Raw genomic sequence first — 21,063 nt, forward strand, 5'->3', positions numbered from 1 at the left:
AGTTACATTCTTTCAGGAACATCTATACCTAAAAGTCTAAACCCAGATTCAATTACCTCGCTTACCTTTTTCGAAAGCTGTACACGAAGTACTTTCTGTTTCTCATTGGTTTCACCAAGAATAGAAATTTGTTGGTAAAAAGAATTGAATTCTTTAACTAAGTCATATACGTAATTGGCAATCAAAGCCGGACTGTAATGCGCGGCTGCCAATTGAATCGTTTCAGGGAAAATCTGTAGTTGTTTGATGAGTTCTTTTTCCTTTGGATGTAATTCTTCTGTCGCCTCTAGTGGAGTCGAGAGGTCAACATTCGTGTCCTTCGCTTTTCTCAATATCGATTGAATACGAGCATAGGTATATTGAATAAACGGACCCGTATTCCCTTGAAAATCTACTGATTCTTCAGGATTAAAAAGAATTCGTTTTTTAGGGTCTACCTTTAGAAGATAGTATTTCAAAGCTCCAAGCCCAACCATTTTGTAGAGAACTTGTTTTTCTTCATGGGAGTATTCTTCTAACTTACCTAATTCTTCGGATAATTCTCGTGCGGTAGCAGTCATGTCAACCATCAAATCATCAGCATCGACTACCGTACCTTCTCGACTTTTCATTTTCCCGCTGGGGAGATCAACCATTCCATAACTTAAATGGTGTAATTGTTCTGCCCAAGAAAAACCAAGTTTCTTCAAAATCAGAAACAATACTTTAAAATGGTAATCTTGTTCATTACCCACGGTATAGACCATTCCGTTAATATCCGGATAGTCCTTTACACGTTGAATTGCCGTACCAATATCTTGGGTCATATAAACTGCAGTACCATCCGAACGCAAGACTATTTTCTCGTCTAAACCTTCATCGGTTAAATCTATCCAAACACTGCCGTCATCTTTTTTGTAGAAAACACCTCTTTTTAATCCATCAGCCACAAAATCCTTTCCCAGCAAATAGGTATTACTTTCGTAATAAAGTTTGTCAAAATCGACACCCATGTTCTTATAGGTTTCTTCGAAACCTTTATAGACCCAGCCATTCATTTTTTTCCACAGGGATACTACTTCTTTGTCGCCGGTCTCCCATTTCTGAAGCATTTCTTGTGCTTCCAATAGAATGGGTGCTTCCTTGACAGCCACTTTTTCTTCAACGCCGTCTGCCATCATTTGAGCAATTTCTTCTTTGTAAGCTTTATCAAAAGCTACATAGTAATTCCCAACTAGCTTATCACCTTTTAATCCAGTACTTTCTGGAGTCTCGCCATTTCCAAAACGCTGCCAAGCCAACATACTTTTACAAATATGAATACCTCTATCGTTTATGATTTGGGCTTTGTATACTTTCTTTCCTGAAGCTTTTAAAATCTCTGCAACGGAATATCCTAAGAGATTGTTTCTTATATGGCCTAAGTGAAGCGGTTTGTTTGTGTTAGGAGATGAATACTCAACCATTATGGCGTCTTTAGCACTTTCTTTCACCAATCCGAAATCAGATAAATCTTTGATTCCATTAAAGAAATCAAGGTAAAAAGAATCACTAATCACCAAATTCAAAAACCCTTTAACCACATTATAACCAGATACTTCGGCAACCTCATCTTTCAAGTAGGCTCCAAGTTGCTCTCCTATCTGTACAGGATTACCTTTCAAGACGCGTAACATAGGAAAAACGACCACAGTAATATCACCTTCAAAATCTTTGCGTGTTGGCTGAAACTCTACAGATGGTAATTCCGCATCAAAAATAGACCGCGCAGCTACTTTTACTTTAGTTTCTAAAATAGTGTGAATGCTCATTGTGTTGGGTTTCTAAGCTTGCAAAACTAAGCATTTTTTGCGCCTTTTAGGTAATCAAGCTCCGGGCGATCCTCAGTACATTTTAAATCTAAATTATCAAGTCAAATCTACGAGCTATTTCAATGCCTTCATGAGTTTTACTTAACTTTAGAAAAAACTAGTATTTATGGAACATATGCAAATCGCGGTTCCGGTATTGGCTTCGTTAAATATTGACAGAACCGTTGAATTTTATCAAACCAAACTCGGCTTTAACCGTATTGGGTATAAAGACAAAGATTATGCAGTAGTATGTCGTGATAAAATAGAAATCCATTTTTGGAAGTGCAACAATAAGATTCATCCCAAGAATACAAGTTGCTACATTCGTGTAAAGGATGTTGATGGGCTTTATGAAGAAATGAAACAAGCAGGTGTTGTGCACCCCAATGGCCCCTTAACTGACCAACCCTGGAACATTCGTGAGTTTGCCATTTTAGATGAGGACGGTAATATGATAAAATTCGGAGAAAACCTCTAGACATGCTCTTAAACGTATCATATAACAATAAAGAAGTTACACGCAAAGTAGATAAGGCTGTTGGTAAACCCTTTACATTGAAAGAGCGCTGGAAAATGAACGGTATTGGTTCACCAAAACTTTTCATAACAGAAACCAGCGTTGAAATAAACAACCTGCTTATTTTAGATAACAACACCAACTCCTGCAATATTGAAATGCGCCCCGAAGGAATTATCGTTCGGTTTAGATCTTTATTAGAAACTTTTGCATTGGTAATCCCCTATTACAAACTCACAGTATACAAAGGTGATTTTGCCATCTATTCTATATATAGAGACAATCACTTCATCAAAGTAAAATCAGACACAAAGGCGATTCAAAAGTACTTTCGTAAAATGTTGGATTTTAAGGCAGACAATACACCTACATCCATTGGAGACTTATGAAAATACTCATTACAGGTGCAAATGGTTATATTGGAATGCGATTGCTTCCTATGTTACTTGATTTAGGACATGAGATTGTCTGCACCGTTCGTGATGCCGAGCGTTTATCGGTAGATAAAGAAACGCGAAACAAAATTCAGGTCCTGGAAATTGATTTTTTACAGGATGTTGTCGTGGGAAAAATTCCGGATGATATCGATGTTGCCTATTTTCTTATCCATTCAATGAGTAGCTCTACTTCAGACTTCGATGAGATGGAAGCCATTACAGCCAGAAATTTCAATAGGTATCTCGATGGTACATCAGTAAAACAGGTTATCTATTTGAGCGGTATTGTCAACGATGAAAACCTTTCGAAACATTTATGGTCACGAAAGAATGTCGAGCAGATATTGTCTGAAGGTCCATTTAAACTTACAGTTCTTAAAGCCGGAATTATCGTAGGTTCTGGTAGTTCTTCTTTTGAAATTATTCGGGATTTATGTGAAAAACTCCCTTTTATGATTACCCCGAAATGGGTGCTTACCAAAACGCAGCCCATCGCCATTCGTGATGTTATGAACTTTCTGGTCGGGGTTTTGGGTAATGAAAATACCTATGACCATTCTTTTGATATCGCAGGGCCCAATGTTTTGACCTACAAACAAATGCTACAGCAATATGCCAAAGCAAGGGGTTTTAAAAACTGGATAGTTACAGTACCTATTATGACTCCGAAGCTGTCCTCATATTGGTTATATTTTGTGACCTCAACTTCTTACAAACTTGCACTTAACTTGGTAGACAGCATGAAAATCGAGGTAATAGCAAAAGATAAACGATTAGAAGAGTTACTGAATGTCAAAACCCATACCTACGGCGAAGCCATTGATATGGCCTTTAAAAAAATTGCTCAAAATCAAGTGGTTAGCAGTTGGAAAGATAGCATGGTCAGTGGTCGTTTTCGACAAGACTTGGAAAAATATATTCAAGTCCCAAAATTCGGGGTTTTAAAGGATCAGCAAAAACGTAATGTACTTAATCAAGAAGCCGTACTCGAGAATATTTGGAGCATAGGCGGCGAAAAAGGATGGTATTATGGAAATTGGTTATGGAAAATTAGAGGCTTCTTAGATAAAGTTTCTGGGGGCGTTGGCTTACGAAGAGGAAGAACGCATCCTGATAAGCTAAACCCTGGAGATGCCTTAGATTTTTGGCGTGTTCTTTTGGCGGACAAAAAAGGCAAACGATTACTGCTTTTCGCAGAAATGAAACTACCTGGAGAAGCATGGTTGGAATTCAAAATCGATGATAATAACGTTTTACATCAAACAGCTACATTTAGGCCAAAGGGCTTAAGAGGTCGTTTGTATTGGTATAGCATCGTTCCTTTTCATTATTTTATCTTTGGGGGAATGATTAGAAACATTGCCAAAACTTAAATCTTGTATTTGAAGTACAAAACTCTTTTCATATTTCTGTTTTACGTTATTTTACTTCAAGCCCAAAAGGAAAAATTAACGGTAAAAGATTATGGCTTTCAAATTACAGAGATGGGTATTCCAAAAAGAGCACCGTCGGGCTATGAGTCTATTTTGACGGTCAAATTAAACAAGCCTCTCTATCCAAAGAAAGCGTACGAAGTTGGTTTTTGGATTATCGGACGACAACTTCGTAATCAAGGGTATTCCTATCCAATAAACATTTTCCCCTCTAATTTCATGGGTCCTGTGAATGGACAAGTTTTTGATCAAGTGGAATCCATTGAAATTCTTCCAGCGCTCAAAGTATTACCACCACCTAGTTATAGTGGTCGCGGTCATTTTACCTTTGTTATTCGACCCGACACCATTTACAACTATATAACGATAGCATTAAAAAATAGCGATTGGGGACGTTCTCCCATTAACTTTAGTAAAGATGTTACCGTTACCGGAGTTTTTGTACGACCCTTTACCGAAAAGCAAAAAGAAGAAGATAAAATCATCGAAAACAATGAACGAATAATTATTCCTGAAGAAACACTTCCTAATAAAATTGCAGAACGAGTATTGATTGACAGTAAAAAGAGCTATTCAATTTCCGAACGGATTATTTCAATAGGCTTATATGATCATCGAAACATAGACAAAGACCGAGTAACTATTTATCACAATGACAAAATAGTCGTTCAAAATCTGGAGTTAAAGCGAAAGAAAAAAATGTTTGAGATTAGATTGGAGCCTGGTGCAAACCGGATTACGCTTCATGCTAAAAACCTAGGGGAAGTAGCTCCGAACACCGCTGCAATTTTGATCAAAACCAAAACACAAGAATATGAAGCAGTGCTGGCTTCAGATTTAGGTCAGAGTCAATACTTCACGCTCATATATAAACAAAATAAGTAGCCAAAGGACTTTTACCCCTTTAAAAAGGCCTGTACCTGATTTCGGTAGCTCTCGCTAATCGGAATTTCAATTTTTCCAATTTCAACATCCTGTTTGGTATAGGCGATTACTTTATTAGCATTGACAATATAAGAACGGTGTGTGCGAACGAACCTATTATCCAAAAGCCCTTCAAAGGAAGTCATACTATGCTTCACTAAATGATTACTCTCAGGAGTTACAATCTTGATGTAGTCCTTTACACTTTCTATGTATAAGATATCTTTGAAAAATACTTTGACCTGCTTCCTATCTTTTCGAACAAATATATGGTTTTTGGGTATTTCTTTGACTTCGCTTGGTGTTTCGATTTTCGACTGTTGTTGCTCCAGAAATTTCTCAATGGCCTTGAAAAACCTTCCGAAGGTTATTGGTTTTAATAAATAATCGACGGCGTTAAGTTCAAATCCATCTAATGCATAGTCGCGATATGCCGTAGTGAAAATTACTTTCGGTTTTTGAATGAGATTAGCGAAAAATTCAGTGCCCGTCAATACCGGCATTTCAATATCCAGAAAAAGCAAATCCACATTTTCGGTTTTTAAAATTTTACTCGCCTCAATCGCACTTTGACAAGAAGCAACTACCTTGAAATTCTCCAATTGCGAGATATGATTTTCGATTAGCCTTCTCGCCAAATCTTCATCGTCCACAACAACACAAGTATATATCATTTTCGTTCTAGTGTTAGTTGTACGATATATGTTGACTCTTCATCTGACAATTGTAATTCATAGGCATTTGGATATAATAGTTCCAATTGACGTTTTACGTTTTTTAGTCCGAGAGCTTCTTCCCTATTCTCAACTCTAACCACCGAATTAGGTTTGGTATTTTTAATCTTAATTAGAATATCTTCCCCTACTAATTTTAAAGATATATCAATCGAAGCCTGTTTTAATTCTTGTCGTACTCCATGTTTAAAAGCATTTTCAATGAATGTTAATATTAGTAAGGGTGCTATTTTGATGTCACTTGGTATCTCGTAATTAAAAGTAATCGCAACTCGATTTCCATAGCGTATTTTCTCCAAGGCGAGATAGTTCTCTATAAGTTCTATCTCCTTCTGCAATTGCACAAATTTATCTTTGGTACGATATAGCATATAGTCAAGTATATCGGAAAGTCTTTCGATTACTTCAGGAGTTCTTTCCGATTTTTCTAAGGCCAAAGAGTATAGATTATTCAAAGTATTGAACAAAAAATGCGGATTCAATTGTTGTTTTAATGCACTTAGCTCTGCTATCTTTTTTTGTTCATTGATTTTAAGAAGTTTCTGCTGGTTCCTATAAAAACGATACATCAGCAACAAAGCTGTAGGGGTTAGATACACAATACATTTACTTAAAAAAACCGAAAAATAGGAGAGTCTTTTTAATAAAGAATCCTTTGCAAACTTTCTTTGGACTTCGTCATAAAAATCGAAGTATTCAACGTCAAAATATATCAACTTAACACCCTGATAAAATGTATATACCAGAATCAATACAGTCAACATCCAAAAAATGAAAAGACCCGTTTTTTTACGATCTAAATACTTTGGCATCAATATATAAATACAAGTATATGCCGTAATCATCTGAGCTAGTACGATAAGTCCGTAAGTCTCTAGCAAGTGCCGGTAACTGGCGAACATACTCAAATTATGTACTGAAAGGACGAAATATAAATACACAATGGTCCAAAACACAAGATGTCCCGGTAAAGAGTCTTTGAAATATGTAGTGATCCTGTTCATTGCCCATAAAATTACCGTTTAAAATCCATTTGCAAATTCAATAGTATACCAAACCTTGCTTTTCGTCTACCAATACTGCTAAACTAACTACGAGCGCCAAATCTTCCTTCCGTAGACCAAGATTTAGCATCGGTCTACTTTTTAAAAACCCAGAAACCATGGTCTGTATTTTTGATTCAATTAAAATACAAACCATGCAAAACTATTTGAATTTTATCGGTCTTATGTTGTGCATACTTCTTTATACATCTGTAAAAGGACAATCTGTAGAATCTATAACTGGAAACGTCGTCAACTCTAAAAATGAAGTTAAGTTAGGAAATGCGTTAATAGTTTCATTCCAAGATTCTACCATTTTAAAAGGGACAAGTTTTTTTGAGGGAAAGTTTGAACTTACGAATATCAATAAACAAAAAGTATTATTAAAGCTAACCTCATTGGAATTCCAAGATTACTATCAGGTTATTGAATATCATGGAAAAGCAGATATTGACTTAGGAGATATTGTCATAACAGAAGGGACCACGGCATTAGACGAGGTTATATTACTTTCAAATATTCCGCCAATTCAGACTAAAAGTGATGGGAGTATTCAGGTAAATGTAGCAAACACGGTCCTAGCGACAAGTACTTCCGTCGAGGAAATACTATCAAGGTCTCCCAATGTAATTGTTGAAGACGAGCGTATATCAATCTTTGGGAAAGGAGAAGCTATTATTTACCTAAACGGGCAGCGCATTTTGAACGAGCAACTTTCTAACATTCAACCTTCAGAAATTAAAAGTATAGATATCATCACCAATCCCTCTGCCAAGTACGATGCGGAAGGTGAAGCAGTTATAAATATAGTAACTATTAAAAATTCGTTGGAGGGAATTAAAGGATTACTACAGCAGAATCTTACCGTATCTGACTTTGCCGCACCTTTATCGAACACAAATATCAGTTTAGATTACCGAAGTAAAAAAATATCCATTCGAGGAAACTATGGAATGGAATTGGGAACGTCTCGATTTATCCTCAATACGACGAGAACCCGTTCAGGGGAAAGCGATTTTTTTAACTCCGACATCACCACAGATTGGAACTGGAAGCAAAAATACTTTGCCAATTATGGTCTTGGGATGCAATACAATTTCAGCCAAGACGGATACTTATCCATAGCATACAATGGACTTACCAATGACTTAGGAGGAACAGAAACAAGTAATAACACCATAATTGCAAATGCCGATACGGAAGATTTTCAAAGTGTGCTCAACAAAGATGATTTGACCAGCCAACATTCTTTTGCCTTAAATTTTTCAAAGGCTCTAGATACCATTGGTTCTTCTTTCTACATAGGAGGTCAATATTCGTTGAATGACACCTCAATAGATGACATTATCGAAGAAAAATCCACAACAGAAACTCGAACAACAAACCGTATTTTGAAAAATTTGGTAAAGCGCAACATTCCAATTTTAAGTGTGCAAAGTGACTATACCAGAGCCTTTTCAAAGCAAAGCCAGCTTGAGATAGGAATAAAGCTGGGTCAAGTTTCAAATACTTCTTCTTCAAAGTTCTTGATTTCCCATGAGAACGGAGAATTCACCTTCGATGAAAATCTGTCCCGAGATTTTGAGTATAATGAATCTATTTACGGTGCCTACGTGAACTACAGCAAAAATGTTCAAGATAAATTTAATTATGCTATTGGGCTTCGCACAGAGTACACTGCTTACAATCTAAGCTCAGATGCTGACAACAATAGTTTACAAGAGAAAAACTATTTCAATTTGTTTCCGAATTTTTCTATGAGTACTTCGATTGATGATAGTAAATCTCTATTTGCTTCCTATTCCTCACGGATATTTAGACCACGATATCAATCATTAAACCCCACCATAGTTTATCAGGATGCTTTTACTTCGATACAGGGTAATCCGAATATAGTTCCAGAAAAAATACATGCATTTGAATTGGGTGCAAATTTGAAAAAGTTAACTGCAAAATTGGGGTACACCTATACCATAGACCCTATTATTGGGGGCGCTGTTCAAGGTGAAAACCCGAAAAGTTATATCCTCCAAAGGCTAAACAGCGATAAGCAACATAATATTTTTGCCAGCCTATCCGTACCCATCAACACCAATTGGTGGACTTCAACCAACACAATTACTACTAGTTATCGCAAATTGGTCGACACGCGTTCTTCTTTCGGATTTAAAAAAACTAGGCCACAAGCCTACCTTTATACCAACAATAAATTTAACATTGCTCCGGGTTTTAAAATTCAACTGCTTGCATGGTACCTCAGTAATCGCTACGACGGTATTTATTTTAGGAAGAATCAAGCAGATATTACCATAGGGATAGAGAAAGAGTTTCTCAATAAATTTTTAAAACTACAAATCGTAGCAAACGATATCTTCCATACCAATAAACCTGATGGAAATTACAGTTTGGGTGAAACCAGCATCTTGTTTGACCGAATTTACAATACACAAAATATTAGATTTGTGGCTACATATAACTTTGGAAAGTTGAAAAAGACAACTTACACAGGGAAATCTTCGGGAGATGAAGAAAACAATCGGTTATAGGAATTTTTGGAAGCTACTTTTTCTCAAAAGCCTTCCAGTTTCGCCAAGTTTGATATGCCTGGCGTTGGTTACCAGCCCCGTCCAAAAGCCCGTTATCGCGCCATACTTTCAAAATATCGGGCGGATTCGGAGTTTTATCATAAAGTTGGTCATAATCCCTAAAGACAAACCAGGCTACGAATTCAGCATTGAGATTATTCGCACTATTAAACAGTTTATTCATATACTCATTCTGCCATGTCTCGGAAGCCTTGATATTTACTCCCAGGTTCGGAATAGTCAAATCCTCAGCGCAAAACCCGGTCTCGGAAATTGCAAATGGTTTTGCCGAGTCTAAATTTCTAAAATCTTGTAGCCAGTTGTCCTCAAACAAATCAGGATTGGCATCTCTTTGTAAGTTGCTATAATCTAAAAATGGATATGTACTCATAGCGACATAATCCGAATGTTGAAGTAATCTTTTCGAAGTTTCCAGAAGTTCTTGATGCGTGTTTTCGAATGAGCGATCTTGAAGTGTCAGAAAAATTGGAAGGTCGGGATAATCAGATTTTAGTGATATATAAACCGTTTCAGCTAAACTTAAGAAGTTCTCAAAACCGGCGTCATCATATCTAAATGCAGCATTTGCCTCTATTGCATAAGCAAAATAATCAGGTTGTACACTTTCAATAACCCGTTTACAATATTTGATATACGCGGCAATAACATCAGGGTCATCAAAACTCTTACCCTGCCAGAAAACAGGTAAAAGTTGATGACTACCCTCGTTGTTCCAATAGCCATTCAGGCTTTTTCTAAGCTGATCCGTTGGTGTAGCAGTCAGTAAGATTTTTGTATTCGTTGCCAAACCACTTTTTGTTGCATCCAGCGTATTTTGGACTTCAGTCGGAAAAGGTAAATCATTCAAAGCTTCATCCCAAGGTACACCATGATCTAGATGTGTCAGAAAGATATCACTAACACTTGTCACTTTTTGGTATGTTTCTAGCTGAGCCTCTTTACTAAGGTCGTATGGAAATGCCGTAAAACCCATATAAAATGAACGAGTTTCGACTTCTTGTTCCAGTTCAAACTTGTTATCCTTCGAACATGACAAAAGGTAAAGAAACACTAAGACAAAACGAATAGGCTTCATAGGATAGGACTTCCCATAAATAACGGAAAAGGGATATACCTTATTGCAACTCTATGATTTGGGCAAAAATACTTCGGCCATCATACAACGCGCACTTCCTCCGCCGCAGGTCTCAATCGTTTCTAGTGAACTATGTATAATTTTACAGTGTTTTTCGATTGCTTTTATTTGGTCATCACGCAGACTATGATAAGCTGCCGAACTCATTACCATATATCGTTTATCATCAGCACCTATTACTTGCAGCATATTACCTGCAAATGAATGCATTTGTTTCTCAGTAATTGATATAACTTCCTTGTCATCTTTTTTTAAATGGGAAATTACATTTTTACGTTCTTTTTTATCGTCAATGGTATCCAAACAAATAACAGCAAAGGTTTCGGCCATTGCCATCATCACATTAGTGTGATAAATTGGTTTTCGTTCTCCATTAACGGTTTGGTTAGCGGTAAAAATTACAGGAAAACAATCAAAATCCTCACAAAATTCAATGAACAACTCTTCATGCGCACGTTCTGATAGCGCACAATATGCTTTTTGATGAACCCGGTCTTTCAAAATACTGCCAGTACCTTCAAGAAAAACACCTTCTTCTTCCGCCGATGTATAATCCACTATATCTTTGATATCGAAACCCTTATTCTCTAGAATATCGAAAATATCTTCTCTACGTTCGCTTCTACGATTCTCAGCAAACATGGGGTAAACCGCTACAGTACCACTTGAATGGAAAGAAACCCAATTATTGGGAAAAATACTATCAGGCGTGTCTGGTTCTTTGGTGTCATCTATAACGATAACATTTACCCCTTTTGCTCTTAAAACCTCCACAAAGGAATCAAACTCCTCTTGAGCCTTTTGATTAATGGCGGTACTTGAACCATCGATTTCCTCTTGAAAATAGTTATTTACAGCCGTTTGCTCATTCATACGAAAGTTCACTGGGCGAATCATTAAAATGGTATTTGTAACCTGCATAACTTGTATATTATTCTCTAACTAATGGTAAAGTACTACAACGTAATAAACCTTCTTGTTTGGCAATTTCAGCATACGGAATTTCCTCGACTGTAAAGCCTTGTTCTTTGAGCCAGTCGTTCAACCTTGTAAAATTCTTTTCTGATACAACGACCTCAGGGGAAATAGAAAACACATTGCTAAACATATGATACATCTCATCTGAAGTTATTTCAAAGATGTTTTCTTTCCCGAAGAAATCAACCAACCATTCATATTCTTCCTTTACCAAAAATCCGTTTTTATGTAAAATAGCTTTACCCTTTCCTAATGGTTGAAAACAACAATCTAAATGCAGTGCATTTTCTCTTGCATTGCTCGATTTTCGAAGTTCGAAAGACTTCACCGTCTTATGTGGAAATTGTTCTTTCAGAAATGCAACCGCTTCTTTGTTAGTTCGGGCAGTAATCCAATCTGAATAATCAGGTGCGGTATACGTTCCAACAAAAATATAATCGTTCCAAGGCATTACATCTCCCCCTTCTACATGTACCTCTTCTGGTGCATGAACAATATGTTCGGGGTCAATATATTCCAAAACGTGTAAAATGGCCTCAAACTCTTTTTCACGGTCAGGAAGTATATTCGCTTTTATCAATTTGTTTTCTATGACGAAAGCAATATCCCTAGAAAAAATCTGATTACAATCCTCTAAAACTTCTGGTCGAAAAAGGGCAACATCATATTTTCTAAAAACAGCTGCAAAAGCATCCATTTCCTTAATCATATCTTCTTCTTTTGGATAGGTACCAGCCAAAATATGTTCCAAGGACTTTGGGTCATAAGCCTCTTCAGGTTTAGGAGTCGAACCACAACTTTCCGCGGTTCCCAGAACTACAGCTTTAAGCGTTGCAATTTCATCTTTTACATTCAAATTTAGCATTATGTAGCTTTTTACTTTACTTCAAATTAGTATCTAAAAAAAAGCTCTTTTAGAATCTAAAAGAGCTTTTTTGTTTTTTTTAGAAGGTAGCAATCTACCTTTTATCAACTTCGACAAAAGGTCTGCTATTTTCTCCAATATATACCTGTCTCGGACGTCCAATTGGTTCATTTCGCAATCTCATTTCTCTCCACTGCGAAATCCACCCTGGTAACCTTCCTAAGGCAAACATTACGGTGAACATTTCAGTTGGAATGCCTAATGCTCTATATATTATTCCAGAATAGAAATCTACATTTGGATATAGTTTTCTGTCTACAAAATATTGATCCTCTAAAGCTTCTTTTTCCAATCCTTTCGCTACGTTTAAAATTGGATCATCGATTCCTAAATCACCCAAAACCTCATCCGCAGCAACCTTGATAATCTTAGCTCTCGGATCAAAGTTTTTATAAACACGGTGCCCAAAGCCCATCAATCTGAAAGGGTCGCTTTTGTCTTTGGCCTTCGCCATATATTTTTTGGTATCACCACCATCTTCTTGTATTGCTTCCAACATCTCCAATACTGCTTGATTTGCGCCGCCATGAAGAGGCCCCCATAACGCTGAGATTCCGGCTGAAAGGGACGCAAATAAACCAGCATGTGAAGAACCAACAATTCGAACTGTAGAAGTCGAACAATTTTGTTCGTGGTCCGCATGTAAGATTAAGAGTTTGTCAAGAGCGTCAATTACAATTTGATTTTTTTCGTACTCCTTAGAAGGTTTTTTAAACATCATCTTATAGATGTTCTCGACATAGCTCAAATTATCATCACCATAATCTAAGGGAAGTCCCTTCTTTTTTCGCATTGTCCAGGCTACGAGAACTGGAAATTTTGCCAATATTCTTACGATAGCCCCGTACATTTCGTCCGCTGATGTTACATCTACAGAGGTTGGATTAAAAGCTATCAATGCACTAGTTAGTGAAGAAAGAATTCCCATCGGATGCGCAGACTTTGGAAAAGCATCCAAAATTTTCTTCATTTCTTCATCGACATGCGACTCATTTTTTATATCAATATGAAAAGCTTCGAGTTGATCTTTATTTGGCAATTCCCCAAAAATCAACAAGTAACAAACCTCTAAAAAATCAGCTTTCTCTGCCAATTCTTCAATAGAATATCCACGGTAACGTAAAATACCCTTTTCACCATCTAAAAACGTGATAGCACTTTCACAGGAGCCCGTGTTTTTATAACCTGGGTCGATGGTAGTTAAACCCCCAGTGGCGCCGCGTAAAGTTTTGATATCAACTGCAAGCTCATCTTCTGTTCCTTTAATGACAGGGAATTCGTATTTCTGACCGTTATATTCTAGTGTTGCTTTATCTGACATTTGTAAGTTTTACTATGAATTAAAGTGAACTACAAATTTAAGAAAAACAAGGCACGTTAACAATTCCTTCTTTCTATTTGTAGATTTATTAACTAGGATGGCGCATTGGCCGAATGCAATAAAACCCTGTTAAAGCAGGTATAAAACTTTATAATATTCATCAACAAATTTCTTCCAAGTAAAACGTACTTTTTTGGCATTGTTTTGAATCTTCTTCCATTTAGGTTTATCGTTCTTGTAGATGTCAATAACCTCATCGAAACTTGCCAACATATTGCTGATTTTTTCGTCATAAGTTTTGCCGTCGAAAGCAAAACCTGTTTTCATAGGCATCACCGTATCAATTAGTCCACCAGTATGATGCACTAAACAAGGGTTACCATTTCGCATCGCCAACATTTGACTTATTCCGCAGGGCTCAAAAAGACTTGGCATAAAATAAAGGTCAGATTCTAGATATATGGAATCGATAAGGTCTTCAGATTGACCGTTGGTGAAAATAAAATTATGATGATCATAACTCATTTGACGAAACATTTCTTCATACTCCGGTGCGCCAGTTCCCAAGAGCATGAAAATTCCATCAATCTTATCTAGCTTCTTAAGGATTTTGACAAATGCTTCCGGAGAACGTTTGAAAAAATAAAATTTCTGCTCGGTAAGCCGTGCAACGCTCGACACGATGAACTTTGGAGGTTGTTCAACATATTCCATTACTTTTTCTCCGGTATGCGCTAAGAAATCTGCTTTATAGCTTTTTGATTCTTCTTGAAGCCATTTAAACAAGGCTTTGACCGTATTTCGATACAATTTTCCTTTATCAGCAGCCCTGATATTTGCATAATTAGAGCCGTTTAGTATGCCATGTAAACGCCCTTCATTGTCGGCTTGCTGCAAATCCTTTTCCAAACCTTCTCCTCCAATAAATTCAGGGGGGGAACTTGGCTTAAGCACATCTTCTTTATAGGATGGAGATACCGTATGTACAGCATCGGCCAAGCGAATGCCTACAGCCATGAGGTTAATACAATCCTGGTAGCGGTAATCCCTTAGACCTTTATAATCTAGTGGAATATCAGGAAACCAATTTCTTAAAGATGAGTAGTTATTCTCGAAAGGTCGAATACCTTGAATCGCCAAATTATGAATGCTATAAACATATCGCATCTTCTTCAGAGACTTATAAGCAGGGTGATATTGCTTTAAGAAAAGCAACAAACTAGAATGCCAATCATGCATATGAACGACATCCAATTTGCCGAATACCCCTTTTTTGATTGCCTCGGCAACTGCGGTACAAAAGATAAAGTATTTAATGGCATCTGTATAGAAAGGTTCCGTTGGGTCGTTATGATAGATGTGAGCGATATCACCAGCTTCAATTTCAGGATGGTGAATAACGTAATGGTGAATATTTTTAAACTCTTTCTTCGGAATTACTTCGTATAATTCGGCTGTATACGTTATGCCCTTAAGCTGAAAATTCAAATTGGTTTTGAAAGTGCCATTTTGATGTAGGCGTGAATAGGAAGGAACAACTACATGAACTTTATCTCCTCGCTCTGAAATTTGACGAGGAACGTCTCTTACCACATCACCCATTCCTCCAGCTTTGCAATTCGCAATAGCGTCATTTTCAGCGGCAACAAAGAGGAAGTTATTCATATAATCAAGTCTTAGCGTTTATGTGTTAAAAAGATAGGTATTCTGAATGATGAGACCAAAAAAAAGCCTTTCTTTAGTGAGAAAGGCTTTTTAAACTTTAAAAAACTATTATTAATTGATTTTAAAGGCTTTTTCTTGTGGATAATAAGCAGTATCTCCCAACTCTTCTTCAATACGAAGTAATTGATTATACTTTGCCATACGATCTGAACGCGAAGCTGAACCGGTCTTAATCTGACCTGTATTTAATGCAACTGCAAGGTCAGCTATAGTATTATCCTCTGTTTCACCCGAGCGGTGCGACATTACAGAAGTATAACCTGCATTCTTAGCCATATTCACGGCAGCAATTGTTTCTGTAAGCGTTCCTATTTGGTTTACCTTGATTAAAATGGAATTTGCAATACCATTATCAATTCCCTTTGAAAGTCTTTCTACGTTGGTAACAAACAAATCATCACCCACCAATTGGACTTTATCTCCAATTTTGTCAGTTAGCGATTTCCAGCCATCCCAGTCATTTTCATCCATTCCATCTTCAATAGAAATGATAGGATACTTTGCAGATAAATCCGCTAAATACTGCGCTTGCTCTTCAGAAGTTCTTACTACACCCTTATCCCCTTCAAATTTGGTATAATCATATTTTCCATCCACAAAAAACTCGGCTGCCGCACAATCTAAGGCTATCATTACATCATCACCCAATTTGTATCCTGCCTTGTCAACAGCTTTAGCAATAGTGTCTAATGCATCCTCCGTACCACCGGCCAGATTTGGAGCGAATCCACCTTCATCACCAACAGCAGTGCTTAAACCTCTGTCATGCAATACTTTTTTCAAGTTGTGGAAAATTTCGGTTCCCATTTGCATGGAATGTGAAAAACTTTTCGCTTTTACCGGCATCACCATAAATTCTTGAAAAGCTATGGGAGCATCTGAATGCGAACCTCCATTGATTATATTCATCATCGGCACAGGAAGGGTGTTTGCACTCACACCCCCTACATATCTAAACAACGACAAACCTAATTCATTTGCAGCGGCTTTGGCAGCGGCTAGAGAAACACCTAAAATGGCATTTGCGCCTAATTTTGATTTATTCGGGGTACCATCTAAATCAATCATGACTTGATCGATTAGATTTTGTTCGAAAACATTCATCCCTAAAATCTCTTCAGAAATAACCGTATTTACATTAGCTACCGCTTTCAGGACACCTTTTCCCATGAAAGTATCTCCACCATCTCGTAATTCTACCGCCTCATGTTCTCCTGTTGAGGCTCCTGAAGGAACCGCAGCTCTCCCCATCACTCCATTTTCAGTAATCACATCAACTTCAACAGTCGGATTTCCTCTTGAATCTAATATTTGTCTTGCGTGAACGCCTAGGATAATACTCATTTAATTCTATTTTATTACTATTAATTTCAGCCCACAAATATACGAAAGCGTGTTTTGTTTACTCTCTGAATATGAATGGATTGAAAAAATATAACGATTTGTTAAATTGAGACCGCTTTCTTGCTTGATTTTGCGATATTCTCAAAAAACTGGTCGAATAAATATTCAGCATCATGTGGACCAGGGCTAGCCTCAGGGTGATATTGTACCGAAAAGACATTTTTATTCTTCATACGAATACCTGCAACTGTCTGATCATTGAGATGCACATGTGTAATCTCCAACTCAGAATGTGCTTCAGTCTCTTCTCTATTAATAGCAAAACCATGATTTTGAGAAGTAATCTCTCCTTTTCCTGTAAGTAAGTTTTTAATAGGATGGTTGATTCCTCTATGTCCGTTATGCATCTTATACGTAGATACACCATTGGCTAAGGCAATAACTTGATGCCCTAAGCAGATTCCAAAAAGAGGAGCGTCAGTGGCTATAATATCTTTTGCGGTAGCAATTGCTTGTGTTAACGGCTCTGGGTCACCAGGGCCATTTGAAATAAAATATGCGTCCGGATTCCATGATTTTAACTCCTCAAAAGTACTATTATATGGGAAGACTTTGATAAATGCACCTCGCTTAGCCAGATTTCTTAAGATATTCTTTTTGATTCCGATATCTAAAGCGGCAATCTTATAGGTAGCATTTTCATCTCCATAGAAATAGGGTTCCTTTGTAGATACTTTGGAAGAAAGTTCCAAACCTTCCATACTTGGGAAATCTGCCAACTCTTCTTTTAACTTTGCGATGTTGTCAACATCCGTAGATATTACAGCATTCATCGCGCCGTTATCTCTAATATAGCTTACAAGTGCTCTAGTATCCACATCCGAAATAGCGAACAAATTACTCTTTGCTAAAAAATCCTCCAAACTTGCATCTGCATCATCCCTAGAATAATTATAGCTGAAATTTTTACAAATCAAGCCGGCGATTTTAACAGAATCAGATTCTACCTCATTCTCATTGGTACCATAGTTGCCAATATGTGCGTTTGTGGTTACCATCAATTGACCAAAATACGAGGGGTCTGTGAATATTTCTTGATACCCTGTCATACCTGTATTAAAACAAACTTCTCCGAAAGCTGTTCCTTCATTGTCACCAACAACTTTACCGTGAAAGATGGTGCCATCAGCTAATAAAATAAATGCTCTTTTTCTAGATTGATACTTCATGTGGTTCTATCGAATTTTTAATTTGACAAATAAACATAAAAAAAGGATAGACTTAAAGTCTATCCTTTTTCAATTATTAAAATCTCTTAACAATTTTATTCTTCTGAATCATCTGCTTTTATTTCTGCATCAGTTTGAGAATCTGTTTTCGCTTCTACGGCTACTGGAGGCGTTTGTGCTTTTGCCCCACCACCTCTTCTACTTCTTCTTGTAGTTTTCTTCTTAGGTTTATCAGCATTGTAAAGCTCATTGAAATCAACCAACTCTATCATTGCCATATCTGCGTTATCACCTAGACGATTACCTAGCTTGATAATTCTGGTATAACCTCCTGGTCTATCACCAACCTTTTCAGAAACTACACTAAACAATTCAGTGATGGCATTCTTATCTCTTAAGCTTTTGAAAACGATACGTCTATTATGCGTACCTTTTTCCGCTGATTGGTTGTTCTCTGCCTTAGACTTAGTAATCAATGGCTCAACAAATTGTTTCAAGGCTTTAGCCTTGGCAACTGTTGTATTGATCCGTTTATGCTCAATTAAAGAACAAGCCATATTAGCCAACATCGCCTTTCTATGCGCTGTCTTTCGACCTAAGTGGTTAATTTTTTTTCCGTGTCTCATGTTTTTATTTTATCATCTTGCTACCAAACTCGTTTGAACGAGGAGCAAAATATGATTAATCTTTATCTAATTTGTATTTTGAAAGATCCATTCCGAAACTTAAACCTTTGTTGATTACCAACTCTTCAAGTTCAGTTAATGATTTCTTACCGAAGTTTCTGAATTTCATCAAATCATTTTTGTTGAAAGAAACCAAATCTCCTAATGTATCAACCTCCGCAGCTTTCAAACAATTCAAAGCACGAACTGAGAGATCCATGTCTACTAGTTTAGTTTTCAATAACTGACGCATGTGCAGTGATTCCTCATCATAAGTTTCAGTTTGAGCAATTTCATCAGCTTCTAAAGTGATACGCTCATCAGAGAATAACATGAAGTGGTGAATTAATACTTTTGCTCCTTCTGTCAAAGCGTCTTTAGGGTGAATTGAACCATCTGTTACGATTTCGAAAACTAATTTTTCATAATCGGTTTTTTGCTCTACACGGAAGTTCTCAATGCTATACTTTACATTTTTTATTGGAGTAAAGATTGAGTCGATAGCAATGGTTCCCATTGGCATACCAGATTTCTTATTCTCTTCTGCAGGAACATAACCTCTTCCTTTGTCAATAACCAGCTCCATATTGATGCTAACTTTTGACTCCATGTTGCAAATAACCAAATCAGGATTCAATACTTGATACCCAGAAATGAATTTTTGAAAATCTCCTGCAGTCAACTGATCTTTTCCGCTAACGGAAACAGATACCGTTTCAGCTTCTGAATCTTCAATTTGTTTTTTGAAACGTACTTGTTTCAAATTCAATATGATTTCAGTTACATCTTCAACAACACCTGGAATCACAGAGAATTCGTGTTCTACTTTATCAATTCTTACGGAGGTAATTGCATGACCTTCTAATGAAGAAAGCAATACTCTACGCAAGGCGTTCCCAACAGTTAATCCATAACCAGGTTCCAAAGGACGGAATTCAAACTTCCCTTCGAAATCTGAGGAATCGATCATTATTACTTTATCGGGCTTCTGAAAATTAAATAATGCCATAATTGGATTGGTGTTGTTTATTTAGAGTATAACTCGACGATTAATTGTTCTTTGATGTTCTCAGGAATCTGCATTCTCTCAGGAATGGTAACAAAGGTTCCTTGCTTGGTATCGTTGTTCCAAACAATCCATTCGTAAACGGCACTGCTAGCTGCAAGAGAATCCTGAATTGCCTGTAAAGACTTCGATTTTTCTCTTACCCCAACAACATCTCCCGCTTTTAACGAATATGAAGGAATGTTTACCAACTCACCGTTAACGGTAATATGTCTGTGAGAAACTAATTGTCTAGCACCACTTCTTGTTGGCGAAATACCCATTCTGTAAACAACGTTATCTAAACGAGCTTCACATAATTGAAGTAGAACTTCACCTGTAACACCTTTACTTCGGTTTGCTTTGGTAAATAGGTTACGGAATTGCTTTTCCAAAATACCATACGTGTACTTTGCTTTTTGCTTTTCCATTAACTGAACTGAATATTCAGATTTCTTACCACGACGTCTTGCGTTTCCGTGTTGTCCTGGTGGGTAATTTTTTTTGTCGAATGACTTATCGTCACCGAAAATCGCTTCTCCGAACTTACGCGCGATTTTACTTTTTGGTCCTGTGTATCTTGCCATTTTCTTTTAATTTGAAGTGTGATTATGAATTAAGGCTTCCTCCTTCGATAATCGTGTACTACACTTCTGTGAAATTATATAGTGATTTATTAAACTCTTCTTCTTTTCGGAGGTCTACATCCGTTATGAGGCATTGGTGTAACATCGATAATTTCTGTTACTTCAATTCCTGAATTATGAATTGCACGTATAGCAGACTCTCTACCATTACCAGGTCCTTTTACATAAACCTTTACTTTTCTCAATCCTGCCTCGTGTGCAACTTTAGAACAATCTTCGGCCGCTACTTGAGCAGCATAAGGTGTATTCTTTTTTGAACCTCTAAAACCCATCTTTCCTGCAGACGACCATGAGATTACATCTCCTTTTTTGTTCGTCAAAGAAATGATAATGTTGTTAAAGGATGCTGTAACGTGAGCTTCACCTACAGACTCAATAATAACCTTACGTTTCTTAGTTGTCTTTGTACCTGCTTTTGCCATATTTATTTTAGTTTCTAGTGCTAGTTCTTAGTTATTGGAATCCTAGACTTTTACATTTCAAACAGATTCTTCTAACGTCTAAATACTAATGACTACTATCT

General features: G+C 37.0%; 20 protein-coding genes. 5 read left to right on the forward strand and 15 right to left on the reverse strand.

Annotated elements, in window-relative coordinates; all coding sequences use genetic code 11:
- Positions 1–2: 2 nt before the first annotated feature.
- A complete protein-coding gene (gene argS, locus FEE95_RS01265; RefSeq protein WP_138656021.1) occupies positions 3–1,790 on the reverse strand; it encodes an arginine--tRNA ligase in 1,788 nt (595 codons plus the stop codon).
- A 166-nt stretch (positions 1,791–1,956) separates the two neighbouring features.
- Between argS and FEE95_RS01270 the strand changes: the two genes are divergently transcribed.
- The 4 genes from FEE95_RS01270 to FEE95_RS01285 are packed head-to-tail and all read left to right on the forward strand — an operon-like array spanning position 1,957 to position 5,104.
- Positions 1,957–2,310 (forward strand): bleomycin resistance protein, encoded by a 354-nt coding sequence (locus FEE95_RS01270; protein ID WP_138656022.1) that lies wholly within the window; start codon positions 1,957–1,959, stop codon positions 2,308–2,310.
- Between the two features lie 2 nt (positions 2,311–2,312).
- Positions 2,313–2,738, forward strand: coding sequence for a hypothetical protein (locus tag FEE95_RS01275; protein ID WP_138656023.1), 426 nt, complete (start codon positions 2,313–2,315; stop codon positions 2,736–2,738).
- Positions 2,735–4,159: an SDR family oxidoreductase gene (locus FEE95_RS01280; RefSeq protein ID WP_138656024.1), complete on the forward strand. Its 1,425-nt coding sequence runs from the start codon at positions 2,735–2,737 to the stop codon at positions 4,157–4,159. Before FEE95_RS01275 ends, FEE95_RS01280 begins: the two co-directional genes overlap by 4 nt.
- A gap of 9 nt (positions 4,160–4,168) precedes the next feature.
- Positions 4,169–5,104: a hypothetical protein gene (locus tag FEE95_RS01285; protein WP_138656025.1), complete on the forward strand. Its 936-nt coding sequence runs from the start codon at positions 4,169–4,171 to the stop codon at positions 5,102–5,104.
- A gap of 11 nt (positions 5,105–5,115) precedes the next feature.
- On the opposite strand, the gene FEE95_RS01290 is transcribed toward FEE95_RS01285, so the two are convergent.
- From FEE95_RS01290 to FEE95_RS22060, 3 genes are read right to left on the reverse strand one after another with little or no spacing between them, the layout of a single operon-like run.
- Positions 5,116–5,817, reverse strand: coding sequence for a LytR/AlgR family response regulator transcription factor (locus FEE95_RS01290; RefSeq protein ID WP_138656026.1), 702 nt, complete (start codon positions 5,815–5,817; stop codon positions 5,116–5,118).
- On the reverse strand, positions 5,814–6,881 hold the full coding sequence (locus FEE95_RS01295) for a sensor histidine kinase (RefSeq protein ID WP_138656027.1): 1,068 nt from the start codon (positions 6,879–6,881) through the stop codon (positions 5,814–5,816). Before FEE95_RS01295 ends, FEE95_RS01290 begins: the two co-directional genes overlap by 4 nt.
- A 37-nt stretch (positions 6,882–6,918) precedes the next feature.
- Entirely contained in the window at positions 6,919–7,077 is a 159-nt protein-coding gene (locus tag FEE95_RS22060) for a hypothetical protein (protein WP_171036953.1), read from the reverse strand.
- On the opposite strand from FEE95_RS22060, the gene FEE95_RS01300 reads away from it, so the two are divergent.
- The gene (locus FEE95_RS01300) at positions 7,076–9,466 is read left to right on the forward strand and encodes an outer membrane beta-barrel protein (RefSeq protein WP_171036954.1); all 2,391 of its coding nucleotides are present in this window, start codon (positions 7,076–7,078) and stop codon (positions 9,464–9,466) included. The genes FEE95_RS22060 and FEE95_RS01300 overlap by 2 nt on opposite strands.
- Before the next feature lie 13 nt (positions 9,467–9,479).
- On the opposite strand, the gene FEE95_RS01305 is transcribed toward FEE95_RS01300, so the two are convergent.
- The 11 genes from FEE95_RS01305 to rpsK all read right to left on the reverse strand — a co-directional run bounded on the left by FEE95_RS01305 (position 9,480) and on the right by rpsK (position 20,962).
- Entirely contained in the window at positions 9,480–10,601 is a 1,122-nt protein-coding gene (locus FEE95_RS01305) for a hypothetical protein (protein WP_138656029.1), read from the reverse strand.
- A gap of 51 nt (positions 10,602–10,652) precedes the next feature.
- Entirely contained in the window at positions 10,653–11,582 is a 930-nt protein-coding gene (ctlX, locus tag FEE95_RS01310) for a citrulline utilization hydrolase CtlX (protein ID WP_138656030.1), read from the reverse strand.
- 10 nt (positions 11,583–11,592) lie between these two features.
- Positions 11,593–12,504, reverse strand: coding sequence for a dimethylarginine dimethylaminohydrolase family protein (locus FEE95_RS01315; protein ID WP_138656031.1), 912 nt, complete (start codon positions 12,502–12,504; stop codon positions 11,593–11,595).
- A gap of 94 nt (positions 12,505–12,598) precedes the next feature.
- A complete protein-coding gene (locus FEE95_RS01320; protein WP_138656032.1) occupies positions 12,599–13,885 on the reverse strand; it encodes a citrate synthase in 1,287 nt (428 codons plus the stop codon).
- Positions 13,886–14,014: 129 nt separating this feature from the next.
- Complete coding sequence (locus tag FEE95_RS01325) at positions 14,015–15,550, reverse strand: glycogen synthase (protein ID WP_138656033.1); 1,536 nt, start codon at positions 15,548–15,550, stop codon at positions 14,015–14,017.
- Positions 15,551–15,661: 111 nt separating this feature from the next.
- Positions 15,662–16,954, reverse strand: a complete 1,293-nt coding sequence (gene eno, locus FEE95_RS01330; RefSeq protein ID WP_138656034.1) for a phosphopyruvate hydratase — start codon at positions 16,952–16,954, stop codon at positions 15,662–15,664.
- A 101-nt stretch (positions 16,955–17,055) separates the two neighbouring features.
- Positions 17,056–18,183: a glutamine-hydrolyzing carbamoyl-phosphate synthase small subunit gene (carA, locus tag FEE95_RS01335; protein ID WP_138656035.1), complete on the reverse strand. Its 1,128-nt coding sequence runs from the start codon at positions 18,181–18,183 to the stop codon at positions 17,056–17,058.
- 95 nt (positions 18,184–18,278) lie between these two features.
- Positions 18,279–18,809: a 50S ribosomal protein L17 gene (rplQ, locus tag FEE95_RS01340; protein WP_138656036.1), complete on the reverse strand. Its 531-nt coding sequence runs from the start codon at positions 18,807–18,809 to the stop codon at positions 18,279–18,281.
- Between the two features lie 55 nt (positions 18,810–18,864).
- Positions 18,865–19,857 (reverse strand): DNA-directed RNA polymerase subunit alpha, encoded by a 993-nt coding sequence (locus FEE95_RS01345; RefSeq protein ID WP_138656037.1) that lies wholly within the window; start codon positions 19,855–19,857, stop codon positions 18,865–18,867.
- Between the two features lie 17 nt (positions 19,858–19,874).
- On the reverse strand, positions 19,875–20,480 hold the full coding sequence (gene rpsD / locus FEE95_RS01350; protein WP_138656038.1) for a 30S ribosomal protein S4: 606 nt from the start codon (positions 20,478–20,480) through the stop codon (positions 19,875–19,877).
- Positions 20,481–20,569: 89 nt separating this feature from the next.
- Positions 20,570–20,962 (reverse strand): 30S ribosomal protein S11, encoded by a 393-nt coding sequence (rpsK, locus tag FEE95_RS01355; RefSeq protein WP_138656039.1) that lies wholly within the window; start codon positions 20,960–20,962, stop codon positions 20,570–20,572.
- Positions 20,963–21,063 lie beyond the last annotated feature (101 nt).

Origin of the sequence: Maribacter algarum (ex Zhang et al. 2020) (assembly GCF_005885635.1) — a bacterium.
GTDB classification, from domain to species: domain Bacteria; phylum Bacteroidota; class Bacteroidia; order Flavobacteriales; family Flavobacteriaceae; genus Maribacter_C; species Maribacter_C algarum.

What these genes read in the sequence shown, in the direction of transcription:
- FEE95_RS01300 (WP_171036954.1), top strand. Translation starts at nt 7,076, where the DNA reads ATGCAAAACTATTTGAATTTTATCGGTCTTATGTTGTGCATACTTCTT.
- FEE95_RS01345 (WP_138656037.1), bottom strand. Translation starts at nt 19,857, where the DNA reads ATGGCATTATTTAATTTTCAGAAGCCCGATAAAGTAATAATGATCGAT.
- FEE95_RS01305 (WP_138656029.1), bottom strand. Translation starts at nt 10,601, where the DNA reads ATGAAGCCTATTCGTTTTGTCTTAGTGTTTCTTTACCTTTTGTCATGT.
- FEE95_RS01320 (WP_138656032.1), bottom strand. Translation starts at nt 13,885, where the DNA reads ATGTCAGATAAAGCAACACTAGAATATAACGGTCAGAAATACGAATTC.
- FEE95_RS01295 (WP_138656027.1), bottom strand. Translation starts at nt 6,881, where the DNA reads ATGAACAGGATCACTACATATTTCAAAGACTCTTTACCGGGACATCTT.
- FEE95_RS01275 (WP_138656023.1), top strand. Translation starts at nt 2,313, where the DNA reads ATGCTCTTAAACGTATCATATAACAATAAAGAAGTTACACGCAAAGTA.
- argS (WP_138656021.1), bottom strand. Translation starts at nt 1,790, where the DNA reads ATGAGCATTCACACTATTTTAGAAACTAAAGTAAAAGTAGCTGCGCGG.
- FEE95_RS22060 (WP_171036953.1), bottom strand. Translation starts at nt 7,077, where the DNA reads ATGGTTTGTATTTTAATTGAATCAAAAATACAGACCATGGTTTCTGGG.
- ctlX (WP_138656030.1), bottom strand. Translation starts at nt 11,582, where the DNA reads ATGCAGGTTACAAATACCATTTTAATGATTCGCCCAGTGAACTTTCGT.
- carA (WP_138656035.1), bottom strand. Translation starts at nt 18,183, where the DNA reads ATGAAGTATCAATCTAGAAAAAGAGCATTTATTTTATTAGCTGATGGC.
- FEE95_RS01270 (WP_138656022.1), top strand. Translation starts at nt 1,957, where the DNA reads ATGGAACATATGCAAATCGCGGTTCCGGTATTGGCTTCGTTAAATATT.
- rpsK (WP_138656039.1), bottom strand. Translation starts at nt 20,962, where the DNA reads ATGGCAAAAGCAGGTACAAAGACAACTAAGAAACGTAAGGTTATTATT.
- FEE95_RS01325 (WP_138656033.1), bottom strand. Translation starts at nt 15,550, where the DNA reads ATGAATAACTTCCTCTTTGTTGCCGCTGAAAATGACGCTATTGCGAAT.
- eno (WP_138656034.1), bottom strand. Translation starts at nt 16,954, where the DNA reads ATGAGTATTATCCTAGGCGTTCACGCAAGACAAATATTAGATTCAAGA.
- rplQ (WP_138656036.1), bottom strand. Translation starts at nt 18,809, where the DNA reads ATGAGACACGGAAAAAAAATTAACCACTTAGGTCGAAAGACAGCGCAT.
- FEE95_RS01290 (WP_138656026.1), bottom strand. Translation starts at nt 5,817, where the DNA reads ATGATATATACTTGTGTTGTTGTGGACGATGAAGATTTGGCGAGAAGG.
- FEE95_RS01280 (WP_138656024.1), top strand. Translation starts at nt 2,735, where the DNA reads ATGAAAATACTCATTACAGGTGCAAATGGTTATATTGGAATGCGATTG.
- rpsD (WP_138656038.1), bottom strand. Translation starts at nt 20,480, where the DNA reads ATGGCAAGATACACAGGACCAAAAAGTAAAATCGCGCGTAAGTTCGGA.
- FEE95_RS01315 (WP_138656031.1), bottom strand. Translation starts at nt 12,504, where the DNA reads ATGCTAAATTTGAATGTAAAAGATGAAATTGCAACGCTTAAAGCTGTA.